Annotated in this window: 13 protein-coding genes; 9 read left to right on the top strand and 4 right to left on the bottom strand. The window is 44.5% G+C overall.

The genetic code is table 11. From position 1 onward, the window contains the following. Positions 1–115 precede the first annotated feature (115 nt). On the bottom strand, positions 116–955 hold the full coding sequence (locus tag MMA19_RS23195) for a 23S rRNA (adenine(2030)-N(6))-methyltransferase RlmJ (RefSeq protein WP_240207361.1): 840 nt from the start codon (positions 953–955) through the stop codon (positions 116–118). 199 nt (positions 956–1,154) lie between these two features. Between MMA19_RS23195 and prlC the strand changes: the two genes are divergently transcribed. Further along, positions 1,155–3,197: an oligopeptidase A gene (gene prlC / locus MMA19_RS23190; protein WP_006072080.1), complete on the top strand. Its 2,043-nt coding sequence runs from the start codon at positions 1,155–1,157 to the stop codon at positions 3,195–3,197. A gap of 549 nt (positions 3,198–3,746) precedes the next feature. Next, a complete protein-coding gene (locus tag MMA19_RS23185) occupies positions 3,747–6,500 on the top strand; it encodes a cation-transporting P-type ATPase (protein WP_240207359.1) in 2,754 nt (917 codons plus the stop codon). Positions 6,501–6,673: 173 nt separating this feature from the next. Here MMA19_RS23185 and asnC read toward each other — a convergent pair whose 3' ends face one another. After that, positions 6,674–7,135 carry a transcriptional regulator AsnC gene (gene asnC, locus MMA19_RS23180; protein WP_006072083.1) on the bottom strand — a complete coding sequence of 154 codons (462 nt, stop codon included), beginning with the start codon at positions 7,133–7,135 and terminating at the stop codon, positions 6,674–6,676. Between the two features lie 148 nt (positions 7,136–7,283). On the opposite strand from asnC, the gene MMA19_RS23175 reads away from it, so the two are divergent. Both MMA19_RS23175 and MMA19_RS23170 read left to right on the top strand, forming a co-directional pair. Beyond that, positions 7,284–8,063: a class I SAM-dependent methyltransferase gene (locus MMA19_RS23175; protein ID WP_006072084.1), complete on the top strand. Its 780-nt coding sequence runs from the start codon at positions 7,284–7,286 to the stop codon at positions 8,061–8,063. A gap of 131 nt (positions 8,064–8,194) precedes the next feature. Then, positions 8,195–8,710 carry a hypothetical protein gene (locus MMA19_RS23170; RefSeq protein ID WP_240207358.1) on the top strand — a complete coding sequence of 172 codons (516 nt, stop codon included), beginning with the start codon at positions 8,195–8,197 and terminating at the stop codon, positions 8,708–8,710. Between the two features lie 19 nt (positions 8,711–8,729). Here MMA19_RS23170 and MMA19_RS23165 read toward each other — a convergent pair whose 3' ends face one another. Both MMA19_RS23165 and uspA read right to left on the bottom strand, forming a co-directional pair. Then, entirely contained in the window at positions 8,730–9,608 is an 879-nt protein-coding gene (locus MMA19_RS23165) for a carboxylate/amino acid/amine transporter (RefSeq protein WP_240207356.1), read from the bottom strand. Between the two features lie 105 nt (positions 9,609–9,713). Next, positions 9,714–10,139, bottom strand: coding sequence for a universal stress protein UspA (gene uspA / locus MMA19_RS23160; protein ID WP_006072089.1), 426 nt, complete (start codon positions 10,137–10,139; stop codon positions 9,714–9,716). 365 nt (positions 10,140–10,504) lie between these two features. Between uspA and ftnA the strand changes: the two genes are divergently transcribed. The 5 genes from ftnA (at position 10,505) to MMA19_RS23135 (ending at position 16,437) form a co-directional block, all read left to right on the top strand. Then, positions 10,505–11,032 (top strand): non-heme ferritin, encoded by a 528-nt coding sequence (gene ftnA / locus MMA19_RS23155; protein WP_006072091.1) that lies wholly within the window; start codon positions 10,505–10,507, stop codon positions 11,030–11,032. A 69-nt stretch (positions 11,033–11,101) separates the two neighbouring features. Further along, positions 11,102–11,425 carry a universal stress protein UspB gene (uspB, locus tag MMA19_RS23150; protein WP_006072092.1) on the top strand — a complete coding sequence of 108 codons (324 nt, stop codon included), beginning with the start codon at positions 11,102–11,104 and terminating at the stop codon, positions 11,423–11,425. Between the two features lie 192 nt (positions 11,426–11,617). Then, positions 11,618–12,805 (top strand): NAD(P)/FAD-dependent oxidoreductase, encoded by a 1,188-nt coding sequence (locus MMA19_RS23145; RefSeq protein WP_171390104.1) that lies wholly within the window; start codon positions 11,618–11,620, stop codon positions 12,803–12,805. Between the two features lie 327 nt (positions 12,806–13,132). Further along, a complete protein-coding gene (locus tag MMA19_RS23140) occupies positions 13,133–14,419 on the top strand; it encodes an L-serine ammonia-lyase, iron-sulfur-dependent, subunit alpha (protein ID WP_240207354.1) in 1,287 nt (428 codons plus the stop codon). A 695-nt stretch (positions 14,420–15,114) separates the two neighbouring features. Beyond that, the gene (locus MMA19_RS23135; RefSeq protein ID WP_240207352.1) at positions 15,115–16,437 is read left to right on the top strand and encodes an amino acid permease; all 1,323 of its coding nucleotides are present in this window, start codon (positions 15,115–15,117) and stop codon (positions 16,435–16,437) included. Positions 16,438–16,481: the final 44 nt, after the last annotated feature.

Raw genomic sequence — 16,481 nt, 5'->3', positions numbered from 1 at the left:
ATAAAGTCGAAATATTTTCTGGAGAGCTAAAAATAAGCGCAATTAAGAAAGGCGCAATATTGCTTTAAAACAATTGATTACGCCTTTTCTTGAGATTAGAAGTGTTTCCCAAAAATTATTCTGGGACAATCCACTCCACTTTAAAGTGGCCTGTTGCTGGAGCGATCTTGTCTTTAAGGTACGGCAAAATGGCATTCATTTGCTGCTCTAGCTTCCACGGTGGGTTGATGACAATCATGCCCGAAGCTGTCATTCCGCGTTCGTTAGTATCTGGTGAGACACCAAGTTCGATTTGCAAAATCTTGCGAATACCAAGACCTTCTAAGCCTTCAATCATATCGTCGATATCATAGCGATTGACCACAGGGTACCAAATCGCATAAATACCCGTTGCCCAGCGTTTATAACTTTGGGCAATGGCCGTCACGACATCACGATATTCACGAGCGAGTTCATAAGGTGGATCGATCAAGACCAAACCACGGCGTTCTGCTGGTGGCAAGCTGCCTTTTAAGCGCTTAAAACCGTCTTCTTTAAAGATTTTGACTTGACGGTCACGATGGAATTCTTGCTCAAGTAATGGAAAGTCGCTTGGGTGTAATTCTGTTAATACCATACGGTCTTGAGGACGCAAATGGGCACGCGCCACACGAGGAGAACCTGGGTAATAACGCAGTGTGTCGCTGTTGTTCAGTGTCTCTATCAATTCAATGTAGCTGGCGATATCTTCAGGAATGTCGGCATTTCCCCAAATACGACCGATGCCTTGCTTATATTCACCAGTTTTCTCAGACCATTCGTGGGTAAGGTCATAACGGCCTACGCCCGAATGAGTATCGTGATAAACGAATGGCTTTTCCTTGTTTTTTAGTGAATTAAGGATAAGACTTTGTACTATGTGTTTAACCACATCGGCATGGTTACCCGCGTGAAAACTGTGACGATAGCTCAGCAAAATAAAGACTCTGTTTAACAATAATGGACGGATTATAACCTCTTCTGACGAGAAGCGGCAGAGGAGTTGGTGTTTTGAATCACCGTAATTGAATCTCGAAGGATTGAAATTTCTCTTTCGAGACTACATTTATCTATTAATTACGCTCACTTGCCTTCCAATGAAGTGAGGGAATCCAATAACTAAAAAGGGACGCTGCATGGCAAATCCACTACTGACGTTTACCGACTTACCTCCTTTCTCTCAAATTAAGCCTGAGCATGTGAAGCCAGCCGTTGAACAAGCGATTGAGGCATGCCGAGCTAAAATAGACGAAGTGCTTGAAGGTAACACCAACCCGACTTGGGACAATGTCGTTGCGCCAATCGAGCAGATTGATGACAAGCTTAGCCGCTTATGGTCACCTGTGAGCCATATGAACTCAGTGATGAACAGTGATGAATTGCGTGAAGCGTATGAAAGCTGCCTACCAATTCTTTCTGAATACGGCACTTGGGTGGGACAGCACAAGGGGCTGTATGAAGCGTACAAAGCGATTAAAGCCAGTGACGCATTTAACACGCTTTCCCAAGCGCAACAGAAAACCATCAAAGATTCACTGCGTGATTTTGAGCTGTCTGGTATTGGTCTGCCAGCCGATGAGCAGCATCGCTATGGTGAAATCAGCAAGCGTATGTCTGAGCTAGGCTCGCAATTCTCTAATAATGTCCTAGATGCCACCATGGGTTGGACTAAGCACATTACTGATGAGAAAGAGCTAGCCGGTATGCCAGAATCGGCACTCGCGGCGGCAAAAGCGGCAGCTGAGGCGAAAGAATTAGAAGGCTATCTACTGACATTGGATATTCCGTCTTACCTTCCTGTTCTTACCTACTGTGATAACCAAGAGCTACGTAAAGAGCTGTACGAAGCCTACGTGACGCGCGCTTCTGATCGCGGTCCAAATGCGGGTAAATGGGACAACACTGAGATTATCGCTGAGCAACTTAAGCTGCGCCATGAAATCGCCCGCTTGCTTGGCTTTGGTACTTATAGTGAAAAGTCACTGGCGACCAAAATGGCAGAAAGCCCAGCCCAAGTGCTTGGCTTCCTGAATGATCTTGCGACTAAAGCTAAACCTCAAGGTGAGCGTGAAGTAGAAGAGCTACGCCAGTTTGCTGAAAAAGAGTTCGGCGTGACTGAGCTAAACCTTTGGGATATTGCTTACTACAGTGAGAAGCAAAAACAGCACCTGTTCCAATTCTCTAATGAGGAGCTGCGCCCTTACTTCCCAGAATCAAAAGTGGTCAGCGGGCTGTTTGAAGTGCTAAACCGCGTCTTCGGGATGCAGATTAAAGAGCGTGAAGGGGTGGACACTTGGCATGAGTCAGTACGCTTCTTCGATATTTTTGATAGCACTGACACACTGCGCGGTAGCTTCTATCTTGACCTGTACGCGCGTGAGCACAAACGTGGCGGTGCTTGGATGGATGAGTGTCGTGTACGACGCACCGATCTTGACGGTGAACTGCAAACACCAGTGGCGTATCTAACGTGTAACTTCAATAAGCCAGTCGGCGGTAAACCTGCCATGTTCACTCATGATGAAGTCGTGACTCTGTTCCACGAAACAGGTCATGGTATTCATCATATGTTGACGAAGATTGATACGGGTGCGGTGTCAGGCATTAACGGTGTTCCTTGGGATGCAGTTGAGCTGCCAAGTCAGTTCCTAGAGAACTGGTGCTGGGAAGAAGAGGCACTTGCGTTTATCTCAGGCCACTATGAGACAGGCGAACCGCTACCTAAAGAGATGCTCGACAAAATGCTAGCGGCGAAAAACTTCCAATCTGCGATGTTTATTTTACGTCAGCTTGAGTTTGGTTTGTTCGATTTCACGCTGCACACGGAATACGATCCAGACATCGGTGCACGCGTGCTAGAGACCTTGGCAGAAGTGAAGTCGAAAGTGGCCGTACTTCCAAGTCTTGAATGGAACCGTTTCTCACACAGCTTTGGTCATATCTTTGCGGGAGGTTATAGCGCGGGTTACTACAGCTACTTGTGGGCAGAAGTGTTGTCTTCCGATGCCTATTCACGTTTTGAGGAAGAAGGCATCTTCAATAAAGAAACAGGACAAAGCTTCTTGAATAACATCCTTGAAATGGGTGGCAGTGAAGAACCAATGGAGCTATTTAAGCGCTTCCGTGGTCGTGAGCCGGAGATCGATGCTCTATTACGTCATTCTGGCATCAGTGCGTAGTATCTAATTGAAGTAATATTTGGAGCCCTTAATCTTTGATTGAGGGCTTTTTTATTATGTTGAGAAAGCGAATTTTACCGGCTGAGCCAATAGTTAAGTGGGTAGAAAAAACCGTTAAGATGATATATCTCCCCAATTGAATAACTATTGAATAGCGATTAATAATCGATAATTCGTCATCAAAACCTTCCGACCTTGAACAAGGTCCGTCGTGTAAACAAGTTTCAATATTCGAAAAAACAGAAGTGTTATTTCAGTGAAAATTAGGTGTTATTAAAATCTGCTTACAATGAATAATTAGTTCTAAGCTCTGAATAAAAAACTAGTTTGTTTTAAGTCAAAGAATCGTCCTAGAGTGCATGTAAGCGCTCCGAAAGTTAATTACAAGCCTATTTGGTTTCGGGTAATTTATTTTTACTCATCGCTTACGCATTAATTGTTAATAAACATGCAAACAGCGTTGAGATTTTAAAAATTTATATTCAGCGATTGCTTTTTATCGGTTTGCCATTCTACCGGTGTCGACTGAATTTATTCGGAGTATCCCCTATGACTAAAAAGTGGTTCACTGAAACCGTTGAGAATACCCAGCAGATGATGGGTGTAGCGCCAGAGCAAGGTTTGTCTTCACAAGAAGCGGCGGAGCGTCAATCTCAGTACGGTAAAAACGAACTTCAAGAAAAGGCAGGAAAATCTGCGCTTGAACTCTTTGCTCATCAATTTAAAAACCCACTGATCTTCATTCTAGGTGTGGGTGCCATTGTTTCCTATTTCACCGGACACTTAGTGGATGCTATCGCGATTACCGCGATCATCTTTATCAATGCGCTTATCGCATTCTGGCAAGAATTCAAAGCTCAGAAAGGGATGGAAGCGCTGCGCCAAATGGCCGCACCGTCTGCACAAGTGAAGCGTGATGGTGAATGGATTGATATTCCAGCTAGTGACATCGTGCCTGGTGATATCTTAAAAATCAGCACAGGTGACATCCTAGCGGCTGACGTTCGTATCTTAGAAGCTAATCGTCTATCTATCGACGAAGCGGCACTGACTGGTGAATCTGAGCCGGTAGATAAAACGGCTAAAGTGATTGACGACGAAACGGTAGGTCTTGGTGACCAGTTAAACATGGGCTTTATGACTACCATGGTTACGTCGGGCACGGGTCTAGGTTTAGTTGTGGCGACAGGTATGCAGACCGAAGTAGGTCACATTGCCGACCTGATGGCGAACACTGAAGAAACTAAGACACCAATGCAAGAGCGTATGGATACCATCGCCAAGACTTTGATGCTAGTTGCGCTTGGCGTAGTAGCAGTAGTGTGTGCGATTGGTCTTTATTATGGCATGCCTTGGCTAGAGATCTTAAATACAGGTATCTCACTGTCGGTAGCCGCTATTCCTGAAGGTCTTCCTACGGTTATCACTATTGTTCTGACCATGGGTTCTACTCGTATGGTGAAGAATAATGCTCTGGCTAAGCAGTTGGCGGCGATAGAGACTTTAGGTTCTACCACAGTTATCTGTTCAGATAAAACAGGTACGCTCACCCAAAACCAAATGCAGGTAATGAAGGCGTATGATGCGAGCGGTCGTTACTGGGAAGTAAGTGGTAAAGGCTTCAGCCCTGAAGGTCAATTTAAGCCGCTATCGCACAGCACAGATGCAAAGCAAAGCCCAGAGATGATGAAAGGGCTAGTGGTTGCAACATTATGTAATGACTCTGAATACATCATGGATGGCGACAAGTCGACGGTTCGTGGTAATCCAACAGAGGGCGCCCTGATTGTGGCGGCGGCGAAGGCGGGTCTTAACCAATCTGAGATGCTGACTTCAGGCGGCTATTCAATTGTTGAGAAGTTCCCATTCGACTCTTCTCGTAAGATGGCATCAGTGATTGTCAAAGATCCAGAGGGTAACCATTTCCTAGCGATTAAAGGTGCACCAGATGTGATTCTTCGCAATGCTGCAGGCTTTATGGTTGATGGTATGCCAGTAGACCACACACCAAGCGCGACAGACGGCAACTTAGCGCTAGCGGCAAGCCCGAGCGAAGAGATTGTGGCGAACTATGAAGCGGCGATTGAGAACTTTGCTCAAGATGCATTACGTACGCTAGCGGTTGGCTATAAAGCGTTATCTGAAGCTGACCTTGAGCGTGACCATAGCGAGCTTGAGAAAGACATTACTGTGCTTGGCCTATACGGCATCATGGATCCACCGCGTCCTGAAGTACGCGATGCCATTGAAAGCTGCTACCAAGCAGGGGTAAGAACGGTAATGATCACCGGTGACCACGCGCTAACTGCCGCGGCGATTGCTCGTGATATCGGTATCATCCGTAGTGAGAAAGACTTGGTTGTGACGGGTGCAGAGCTCGATGAGATGGACGATGATAAGCTTCGTCAAATCTGTCCAGAAGTTGCGGTATTTGCCCGTGTAACGCCAGAGCATAAGTTACGTATCGTTCAAGCTCAACAGTTCAACAACGAAGTGGCTGCGATGACAGGTGATGGTGTGAATGATGCGCCAGCACTGCGTCGCGCAGACATTGGCGTTGCCATGGGTATTACTGGTACGTCGGTTGCGAAAGACTCAGGTGACCTTATCTTACTGGATGACAACTTCAGCACTATCGTGAAAGCGGTACGCCAAGGTCGTCAAATCTTCGATAACCTTCGTAAGTTCATCCGTCAGGCTCTGACAGCGAACGTTGGTGAAGTATCGGTAATTCTGTTCGCATTCTTAATGATGGGCCCAGAGGCTATCTTGCCACTAACACCGCTAATGATTCTATGGATCAACTTGGTATCGGACGGTCTACCAGCACTAGCGCTAGGTGTTGAGCCAGAAGAGAAAGATCTGATGGAGCGTAAGCCTCGCAAACGTAACGAGAGCTTCTTCAGTGACCATCTAGGTACTCGTATCCTGACTCGTGGTCTGGCACTAGGTGGCATGAGCTACATGGCGTTTAACTGGGCACTGACGAACGGTTTCTCAGCGAACTACGCACAGACAATGGCATTTGCGATGCTGGTGTTTGCTCAGCTATGGCACCTATTTGACTCACGTACCTTTACGTCGCTATACCGCAGAAACCCATTCACTAACCCGTATCTACTAGGTGCGGTAGCGGTGTCAGCGATTCTATCGCTAGGGGTTATTTATACCGGTCTAGGTCAGCTAATCTTCAACACGGAAGCACTAGCAGCAGGTCACTTATTCGGTGTCGTTATGGCAGCATCACTACCGACGCTGGTTATGTCTGCAGTGAAAGAAGCAACGAAGACTAAGTGGGTTTAATCCTTCACTTGGGATAGTAAAAAGGCGCTCTAAAGAGCGCCTTTTTTTGGGTTGGTGGGGCTTTGGAGTAGATCCCTGCCTGCGCAGGGGGGACGGACTTAAAAGTATATTTCCTCAAAATGTTCCGTCATTCCGCTAGCTTCGCAGGAATCTACATACGGCGCACACAACCCTTAAGGATTCACATTGCGACTAATCGGGTTCTGCAACGAGATCAATGTCTCCGTCGATTGTACTTCTTCAATCGCTTGCAGTTTATCGATTAACACGTGCTGCAACTCCTCAATTGAGCGACACATCAGCTTCACGAAGATGTTATATGCCCCTGTGGTGTAGTAGGCTTCAACCACTTCATCCAAGGCATTTAGTTTCTCTAGTGCAGAATGGTAGTCACGCGCAGCGTAAAGGTTAATACCGATAAAACAGCACACGTCGTAGCCGAGTTTTTTGGTATTCACGACCACTTCGGTACCTTCGATAATTCCAGCGGCTTTCATCTTTTCAATGCGCACATGGATAGTGGCAGGGCTGACATCGAATTGCTTCGCCATCTCTGCATAGGGGCGACGGGCATCTTCCATCAGTGTTTTTAGGATCGCTTTGTCGAGGTCATCAAGTCCATTAGTGGCATGCATATCGAGTCCTAGGTTATGGTCGTATTGATGGGGCTAAAGCTTATCACTATTTCCATCTGGTCGTCTTAGTGCGGATCACGGTTATTGGTCACCGTTGCGACTTGAGGTAAACTTGCGCGCTATACCTTAGCCTTATTCGGAGCCTATCTTGCAAATCCAACTTATCTGCGAACATGAGCCACGCCAACAACAGCTACTGGATCTTGCCAGTCGTTGGGGCTTAACGGCGTGCCAATCGTCTGAGTTCGCTCTGGTTTTAACTGAAGAAAGGCTAGAACTACGCAAGTTGGATGAGCCTAAACTAGGCGCTATCTTTGTTGATCTTGCTGGTGGTGCGGTGGCTCATCGTCGTAAGTTTGGAGGTGGCAAGGGACAGGCTATTGCTAAAGCGGCAGGGTTAAATAAAGGTGCGACCCCCACCGTTCTTGATGGAACAGCAGGTCTGGGCCGCGATGCTTTTGTACTAGCTTCTCTGGGCTGTAAAGTACAAATGGTAGAAAGACACCCGGTAGTGGCCGCTTTACTTGATGACGGTCTTTCACGTGCCAAGCAGGACGAAGAAATCGGAGAGTGGGTCAGCGAGCGAATGTCTCTGCTGCACGCATCAAGCTTGGAAGCTTTGGATTCCCTCGCCGATGACAGCCAGTTTGAACGCCCCGATGTCGTTTACCTTGACCCGATGTACCCGCATCCAGAAAACAAGAAAAAATCTGCTCTGGTAAAAAAAGAGATGCGAGTTTTCCAGTCTTTGGTCGGCGCTGATACAGATGCCGATGGGTTACTGGAGCCAGCTCTGAAGCTTGCGACTAAGCGGGTTGTGGTGAAACGTCCTGATTACGCCAATTGGCTGGATGAGAAAAAACCGACAATGGCGATTGAAACCAAAAAAAACCGTTTTGATGTTTATGTCAACGCATCAATGAGTTAACGCTCTTCATTTGTTTATTTGAGTAATTTGCTCGTTGTAACTGGAGCAAGTTACTTGAAACTGCCCGCATTAGACGTTATATCTAACTAAGAATCATTCCTGTTTTCGTTGTCTGGGTGTTGGAGAGTGGTATGAGTAAGCGTCTGTGTAAGTTAAATCGTCGTGATATTAGCGACAACCTCGGTGAAATACACCGATTAGTCACTGAGCCTAAATACCTATGCCGCTCCTGTTCTCGATCTTCTGTGGACAAATCAACGCTGTGCAAGCCTGCCGCGATTCCTCCTGCCTCTTGTCAAAATAAGCCAGTTCACGAGCAACAGCAATGTGGTGTTCTTGCTGAAGCTTTGCCTCAAATTCGCCCTGCTAAGTTGGAAAAGCTCTCAGAGAAAAAAGTCAGCAAAACATCAGTGTTAGAGGCAAATTTGATTGATTCAGAGATGATGGACGTAGTGGACAAAAAAGTGGTAAAACGAGCCAAGAAGGCCCTAAAGGCACAGAAAAAAGCTCAGAAGAAGTTGCTGAAAGTACTCAAGAAGAGCCAAAAGCTCGCTCGTAAACAGAGTAAGTTGGAACAGAAGTATCAGCTCGCGGCCAATGTGGTTGAGAAGCAGGTTGTTAAAGTGCAGCCAGAACAGCTGCACTAGTTTTCTCTAGATGGAAGTCCTAAGCGTTATTGAACTGGGCTTCCGCTCTCGGTTTCACCCACAGTTCGTTGACCACTAACGACAACAGAATGATTCCGCCTCCAATCGACAGTTTTACTAAATCCACATCGCGATTCCAAATCACAATATTGACGATAAGCCCGGCAGGAACCAATAAGTTATTCATCACGGCTAGCGCCCCTGCATTGACCAGACACGCCCCTCTGTTCCAAATGAAATACCCCAAGCCCGATGCAATTACACCCAAGTAAATTAGCACGCCCCATTGCAGGTTGGTGGTCGGCATCTTGTCAAAACTGCCAAACAGCGCAAAGGCGATCGTTGCCACGACGGTTGCTCCAAAGTAGAAGTAACCAAACACACTATGCTGTGGCAGTTCAACGTCTGCTTGCTCCATCACATATTTATAACCAACCTGTCCAATAGCAAAACAGAGGTTGGCTCCCTGTACCACGAGAAAGCCCGTGATGAAGTTGTCGTTGATACCTGCAAATTTGATAAAGGCAGCGCCAGCCACCGCAATCGCGGCAGTGATAAAATACCAAGGAGAAAAGCGTCCTTTTAGGAAGTCATAGAAAAGTGTTACGTAAATGGGAGTAAAAACAGTGAACAGCAACACTTCAGGTACGGATAGCAATAAGAAGGACTGATAGTAGAAGCAATACATCAAGCCTAGTTGGATACCACCAATGGCCATCAGCTTGGCTTTTAAGGCTCCTGGCACTTGTCTAAAGTTAGTAAAAGGCAAAAAGACTAACGCGGCTAGCACCACACGCATTAGAACTGAGAACCACGAATCCACCTGACCCGCTAGATAGACCCCGATTAGGCTAAAAGAAAAAGCCCAAAGCAGAGTGACAGAATAAAGATAACCCATTGCTTAAACATGTTGTTAATGTGAACGATGGAGCTATTGTAACATCTTTGTGAATCAATACAGATCGGATCAAAAAAGGCTCCTTTCGAAGCCTTTTACTGCAAGTTAGTCCTTAATCGGAACCACTAACATATCGACAGGTGAGGTATTGATAAGCTGGCGAGTCGAAGACAGGATTTTACTCCAGAAATCTTGGTGATGACCACATACCACAAGGTCGACATTGTATTCACCAATGGTATCGCGTAACTCGTTACTTAAATCACCACTACCTACTAATGAATGCTTAATTGGGTAACCTGCGTATTCTGCGAAATCTCTTAATTGAGTCATCGAGGCTTCCATCGCCTGATGTTGTGTCTCGGCCATGTTTAAATCAATCAGCCCGGTGTACAGCTCGGCATAATTGACATCAATATGGATAAATGAAACCTCTGCATCCAGTGGCTTCGCGAGAGAGACCGCCTTGTCTATGAGCATTTTGCTTTCTTCTGAGAGATCTAATGCGACCATAATATGTTTATAACTCATAACGCACTCCTCCTGACGTTAGTACTATGGAAAACATAGCATTTTCCTCCTTAAAATTATGTTGATGTGATCTCAAATCGTTATCCAAAGTACAAATTACAGGCGGTCATTCGTGATCCTGTGAAGACATATCGCGTTTGAACAGAGAGCCTGTTTTGCGCCAGCTAGAGATGAAAAAGTGGAGTCCATAAAGTTAATTCTCAGCAACAAGACAATAAATTGTGAGCAAAGTCGCCAAAGTTTTCTAGAATCAAAAGTAGCGATTGAGTATCCAGCAGGTTGCGAGTTTGGGTTTGAGATCAGAGACTCCTCAATAAGTTATGTTATAGTGGCGTTAACTTTTGAAATAAAATTAGGAGTCTAGAATGCTTTCTCCAGCAATGGTTCAGCATCTGAATGAGCAAATTAACCTCGAATTCTTCTCATCCAATCTATACTTACAAATGAGTGCTTGGTGTGAAGACAAAGGTTTTGAAGGCGCGGCGCTATTTCTTCGTAAACACGCTGACGAAGAAATGCAGCACATGCACAGACTGTTTACTTATGTGAGTGAGACTGGTGCGTTACCGATTTTAGGTAGCATCGAAGCTCCAAGACATGATTTCGAAAGTCTAGGCGATGTGTTCCGTGAAACTTATAAGCATGAGCAGATGATTACTGAAAGAATCAACAAGCTTGCTCATGTGGCGTTCACCGCTCAGGACTACTCAACGTTTAACTTTCTTCAGTGGTATGTTGCGGAGCAACACGAAGAAGAAAAATTGTTTAAAGGGATCTTAGATAAGCTAGAACTCGTAGGTGAGAATGGTCAGGCGCTATTCTTTATCGACAAAGATTTAGCAGTGTTAGCAAAAGAGGGTTCTTCTTCCATTATGGACGCCCCAGCTGAGTAATCTCAGCGTCTAAAAGTCGACTGTTCGTCTTTTTCTCTTGGGTGTCTAGGAAGATGTAGGGAGGAAAAGATGATCAGTGGAGACACTATTCTATTAGCATTGATGCTCATTACCTCAGTCAATATGGCGAGGTATCTGACAGCACTACGCGCACTTATATTCATCATGCGTGAAGCGCATCCGTTGCTCTATCAGCAAGTGGATGGACGAGGCTTCTTTACGGCGCACGGCAATATGTCGAAGCAAGTGAGACTGTATCACTATCTCAAAACTAAAGAATACCTCCACCACCACGATCCAGTGTTTACCGGAAAGTGCGACAGAGTGCGTGAGCTGTTTGTACTTTGCTGTGCGCTTATTGGTGTCACCTTGTTTGCTGGATTTTTGCTTTAACGACAAAGTATTACGGCACCTTTTATAAGGTGTGATTGAGGTAACACAAGGATAAGGCGTTGTCGCAAACCGGGCTAATGGCTCCGGGGAGTTGGCTTTATTTAATGAAGTCGCTAAAATAGCGCCAAATTGTCGAAAGGATGTGCAATCAGCACATCCTTTTTTTATTGAAATTCTTGTCGGAACGTCGTGATGAGCCAAAAAGTAGATGTGGTTGTTATTGGTGCTGGTGCTGCAGGTTTAATGTGTGCAGCAGAAGCGGGAAAACGTGGGCGTAGTGTGCTCGTGCTTGATCACGCCAAAAAACCAGGTCGAAAAATTCTTATCTCTGGTGGTGGTAAATGTAATTTCACCAACTACGACGTTTCTGCCAGTAACTATCTGTGTAGCAATCCACACTTTGTGAAATCGGCCCTGTCTCAGTATACCAACTGGGATTTTATTGCCATGGTGAGCAAATACGGCATTGAGTTTGAAGAGCGCGATCACGGCCAACTGTTCTGTTTAGAGTCGGCAAAAGATATCGTCAAGATGCTGCTGTCAGAATGTGAAACACCGAATATTCGCTTCCGCTATCAAACCGACGTACACAGTATTGAGAAGACGGAGTCCGGTTTCTCTTTGCACGCTGATACTGATGTTATCGAATGTGAATCATTGGTTGTCGCTACTGGTGGGTTATCGATGCCTAAACTGGGGGCAACCCCGTTTGGTTATAAGATTGCTGAGCAGTTTGGTCTCGAAGTAAAACCTACAACTGCGGGTTTAGTGCCATTTACTCTGCACAAGGAAGACAAAGAGGATTTTGCGGAGCTATCGGGTATTGCGGTACCTGCGGAGATTACCGCTAATGACGGCACTTTGTTTAAAGAAGCCTTGCTGTTTACTCACCGTGGTCTGTCTGGACCGTCAGTGCTACAGATTTCTTCTTTCTGGAAGCCGGGTCAAAGTGTGTCGGTTAACCTAGTTCCAGAAGCGGATATTGATGAACTGCTTGCTCGTTCGTTGGAAAAGCATCCAAATCAAAGCTTGAAGAATACTCTGGCACGTGTGCTTCCTAAACGTTTAGTGGAAGTGCTTATTGAGCGCAAAGTATTTGCAGACAAACCATTGAAGCAGTACCACGCCAAAGAGTTGGTGGCAATTCGCGAAGCATTAGAGCACTGGAAAATCGCACCGAATGGCACTGAAGGGTATCGAACGGCTGAGGTGACGCTTGGCGGTGTGAATACCGATCATCTCTCTTCTAAAACGATGGAATGCAAATCGATCCAAGGTTTGTTCTTTATTGGCGAAGTCATGGACGTCACAGGCTGGCTTGGTGGCTACAACTTCCAGTGGTGCTGGTCTTCCGGTTTTGTAGCTGGTCAGCACGTTTAATTAGCCACCCTTATTCAGCATTCTCTCTCGTTGGGCTTCTACACATTTAGAGAAGTCCATCGTGTACTAACTCTCATCTTCAACTCTCTTTATCCTATCTAAAAATGTGATGCACTTAAAAGACCTTACTTTTAAAGAGGTAATTGGAGAAAATAATTCTCCAATTTTGGTTTTTGATAGTAAATAAGGTAAAAAAAATCTCTAACAAAGCTCGTATAGTGTACCTATTCGCTTAAAAGCATATCAGCCTGAAACGCTTGTTGAACGGGTTGAGGTTCATAATTTTCGGTCTTGGAATTCTGAGGCTTGGTGAGTATAGGTGTATTTATGAGAACTGAACTTTGGGATGGTTTTACCCGCTTAATTAAAAAAGAAGTCGTACCTGCATTGGGTTGTACTGAGCCAGTATCGGTTGCACTAGCGAGCGCGATTGCCGCTCAAAAGCTTGCTGGAGATATCCAGATGATCTCGGTCCATGTTTCTCCTAACTTAATGAAAAATGGTATGGGTGTTGGTGTTCCAGGTACTGGAATGGTTGGGTTGTCGATCGCGGCCGCTATCGGTGCCGTGGCTGGTGAGCCAGAGGCTGGGCTTGAAGTTCTCAAAAATATTACGCCAGAAGATGTGACTCAAGCGAAATCATTGCAAAGTGCAGTGACGGTCGAAGTGGCCGACGTGCTCAACATTATTTATGCCAAAGTAGTGGTCAGTGATGGTGAACATCGTGTCGCTGTGACCATTGCAGACAGTCATACTAATGTAGTGTCTATTGAAGAGGATGGTTTAACCACTTACATCAATACACAAGATCAAGAGGCAGAAACGGCTTCTGAGCCAACAGAAAGTCCAATGAAAGATGCTTGTGCACAGGACATTTTTGATTTTGCTCTGAATGCGCCGTTAGAAAGCATCAGCTTTATTGAGCAAGCCTATCAGCTGAACAATGACCTATCCCATGAAGGGTTAAGCCAAGACTATGGTTTGCAAGTTGGCGCTACATTTAAGCGTAATGTCGACAAAGGTTTGCTTGCTAAAAGCTTGATGACGGACGTACTTTGTCGAACTTCGGCTGCGTCGGATGCTCGTATGGATGGTGCGATGAAGCCAGCGATGAGTAATTCGGGTTCGGGAAATCAAGGTATTTCCGCAACAATGCCTGTTGTGGTAGTAGCTGAGCATGTGCATGCTGACCGAGAAACCATGATTCGAGCACTGATGTTATCTCATTTAATGGCAGTCTATATTAAGAGCTATCAACATAAATTGTCGGCACTATGCGGAGCGACAACCGCTTCGATGGGAGCTGCGGCCGGAATGACATGGCTTCTCGGTGGTAACTTCAAACAAATTAGCGATGCGATATGTAGCATGATTGGTGACGTGGCAGGCATGATTTGCGATGGTGCGAAAACCAGTTGCGCTATGAAGGTCTCATCCTCTGCTGGTGCTGCTTTTAAGGCGACATTGATGGCGTTGGATGGTATTCGCGTAACAGGAAACGAAGGCATTGTCTCAGAAAATGTGGATGAGTCTATTCGTAATCTTTCTAGTCTTGCAAATGGCGCGATGACTCAGACTGATGTTCAAATTCTAGAGATCATGGTGAACAAGTAACGCTCTTTGGTGCCCAAATTGCTCTATGTGTTGATACGTAAAAATAAGCTAAATTGAATACAATAAAAGGCCAATGCTTCATTGGCCTTTTTTACTTTTCTTGTAGGGTTGTTTTCTTCAGCCTAAAACCACCTTCTTTCCTCTCTTTATGGAGCGTATATTCGTGCTTAATAGCATGTTAGTAATATTTGTCATTAACGTTATTTTCTGTGTAATTGTTGAATTTATATTGCAAAGAAATACCTATAAGTAGATTTTAGAACAAATTTCATAAAAGGGTTTATTATTCTTATTTGAAATAAAAGGCTTTTTATATATTGTTATTTATTATTAGTGCAGATATAAAATAAGAGGAAATTGGTTCGGTTATTTATTTTTGGTTATTTTATTTCTTATTGTGTGATCTTGTTCAACTTGAAGGACATATTAGTTAACGTTTTTATTGTTGTTAAATATTGTGCCATGTCACAAATATGCATTGATTAAAGTTTGGTTTTATTGATTGTAATCAAAATGAGAAATTGTTTTTGTGCGGTGTCTCTATGAGTAGAATTATATTCTAATTATCTATTTTAATTTAAGAAAAGGAAAAAAATTTTCTCATATTGTTAATGTACTCTCTAAAAATCATCTGAGTTCCACTTAGAAAATAACAAAAAACAGAACAATAATTAATTCCAAAACGGAGACGTACAATGACACAGATTAGTGATGGCATCGAGCTAAGAGAGCAAGAAACGCCTTACGAAAAAGCAGGAATGTCGCTGCAAGAATGGCAAAAAGCCATTAAATTCGATAGCGTAGATATTGGTTGGATTGTGATGAGTATCGGTATGGCTATTGGTGCTGGTATCGTATTTCTTCCGGTTCAAGTCGGGGTAATGGGACTTTGGGTTTTCTTACTCTCTTCGGTTATTGGTTACCCTGCCATGTACTTATTCCAGAAGCTGTTCATTAATACATTGGCTGAATCAAAAGAATGTACTGACTATCCGGGAGTCATTACTGGCTATTTAGGCAAGAACTGGGGTATGGCTTTAGGTGCATTATATTTCATCATGCTAGTTATCTGGGTGTTAGTTTATTCCCTAGCAGTTACTAATGACAGTGCATCATACCTGCATTCATTTGGAGTGACAGAAACGAAGCTAAGCGATAATGTTTTTTATGGATTAGCACTTATTTGTGTGCTTTCTTTTATCGGCTCTAAAGGTGAAAAGCTGTTGTTTAAACTGTCTGGGTTTATGGCAGTAACGGTCCTCTCACTGGTTGCACTAATGGGTATGCTTTTGGTTGCAAGATGGGATTTTAATAATATTCCAGCGGTGGGCAATATAGGCCCTATGATTAAAGATGCCATTATTACTCTACCATTTACGCTGACCTCAATTTTATTCATCCAGTCTCTTAGCCCGATGGTGATTTCTTATCGCTCTCACGAGAAGTCTATCGAAGTTGCGCGTTATAAAGCGACCCGTGCGATGAAGATTGCCTTTGCGATTCTCTTTGTTATCGTATTCTTCTTTGCTGTTTCCTTTACGTTTGCTATCAGCCAAGACCAAGCGGCTGATGCAATGAACCAAAACATTTCTGCGTTAGCGATTATTGCTAAATACTTCCCAGGCAGCTGGGCGACCATTGCTGGTATCGTAATCAATATCTTTGCTGTTGTGACGTCTTTCTTCGGCGTATTCTTGGCATTCAAGGAAGCGTGTACTGGTTTGGCTATGAATGTGATTCTACGTAAATACGATGAGTCTCAAGTAGATGCTAAATTGATCAGCAAGTTGGTTACTGTTTTCATTATTTTACTTGCTTGGGGTGCTATCGCCATCAATGCTCCAATCCTATCATTTACTTCGATTTGTAGCCCTGTGTTTGGTTTGGTTGGCTGTTTGATTCCAGCGTACTTGGTGTATCAAGTCCCGCACTTAGCGAAATATAAAGGCATGGCGACCAATATGATTATCGTAACGGGTATCCTGCTTTGTATCTCTCCGTTCTTAGCGTTCTTGTAATCAAATACATAATTATACGCTAGCCTAAAAAAACGCCGAGCATT

Source organism: Vibrio sp. CyArs1 (assembly GCF_022432925.1).
Classification (GTDB): Bacteria; Pseudomonadota; Gammaproteobacteria; order Enterobacterales; family Vibrionaceae; genus Vibrio; species Vibrio mediterranei.
Note: the sequence above shows the minus strand (reverse complement) of the source record. Positions and strands in the feature narration are given on the sequence as shown.

Excerpts from the sequence above, each read along its gene's own strand:
- uspB (WP_006072092.1), top strand. The coding sequence starts at position 11,102 with ATGATCAGTGGAGACACTATTCTATTAGCATTGATGCTCATTACCTCA.
- MMA19_RS23170 (WP_240207358.1), top strand. The coding sequence starts at position 8,195 with ATGAGTAAGCGTCTGTGTAAGTTAAATCGTCGTGATATTAGCGACAAC.
- MMA19_RS23185 (WP_240207359.1), top strand. The coding sequence starts at position 3,747 with ATGACTAAAAAGTGGTTCACTGAAACCGTTGAGAATACCCAGCAGATG.
- MMA19_RS23140 (WP_240207354.1), top strand. The coding sequence starts at position 13,133 with ATGAGAACTGAACTTTGGGATGGTTTTACCCGCTTAATTAAAAAAGAA.
- asnC (WP_006072083.1), bottom strand. The coding sequence starts at position 7,135 with ATGCATGCCACTAATGGACTTGATGACCTCGACAAAGCGATCCTAAAA.
- uspA (WP_006072089.1), bottom strand. The coding sequence starts at position 10,139 with ATGAGTTATAAACATATTATGGTCGCATTAGATCTCTCAGAAGAAAGC.
- MMA19_RS23135 (WP_240207352.1), top strand. The coding sequence starts at position 15,115 with ATGACACAGATTAGTGATGGCATCGAGCTAAGAGAGCAAGAAACGCCT.
- prlC (WP_006072080.1), top strand. The coding sequence starts at position 1,155 with ATGGCAAATCCACTACTGACGTTTACCGACTTACCTCCTTTCTCTCAA.
- MMA19_RS23165 (WP_240207356.1), bottom strand. The coding sequence starts at position 9,608 with ATGGGTTATCTTTATTCTGTCACTCTGCTTTGGGCTTTTTCTTTTAGC.
- ftnA (WP_006072091.1), top strand. The coding sequence starts at position 10,505 with ATGCTTTCTCCAGCAATGGTTCAGCATCTGAATGAGCAAATTAACCTC.
- MMA19_RS23145 (WP_171390104.1), top strand. The coding sequence starts at position 11,618 with ATGAGCCAAAAAGTAGATGTGGTTGTTATTGGTGCTGGTGCTGCAGGT.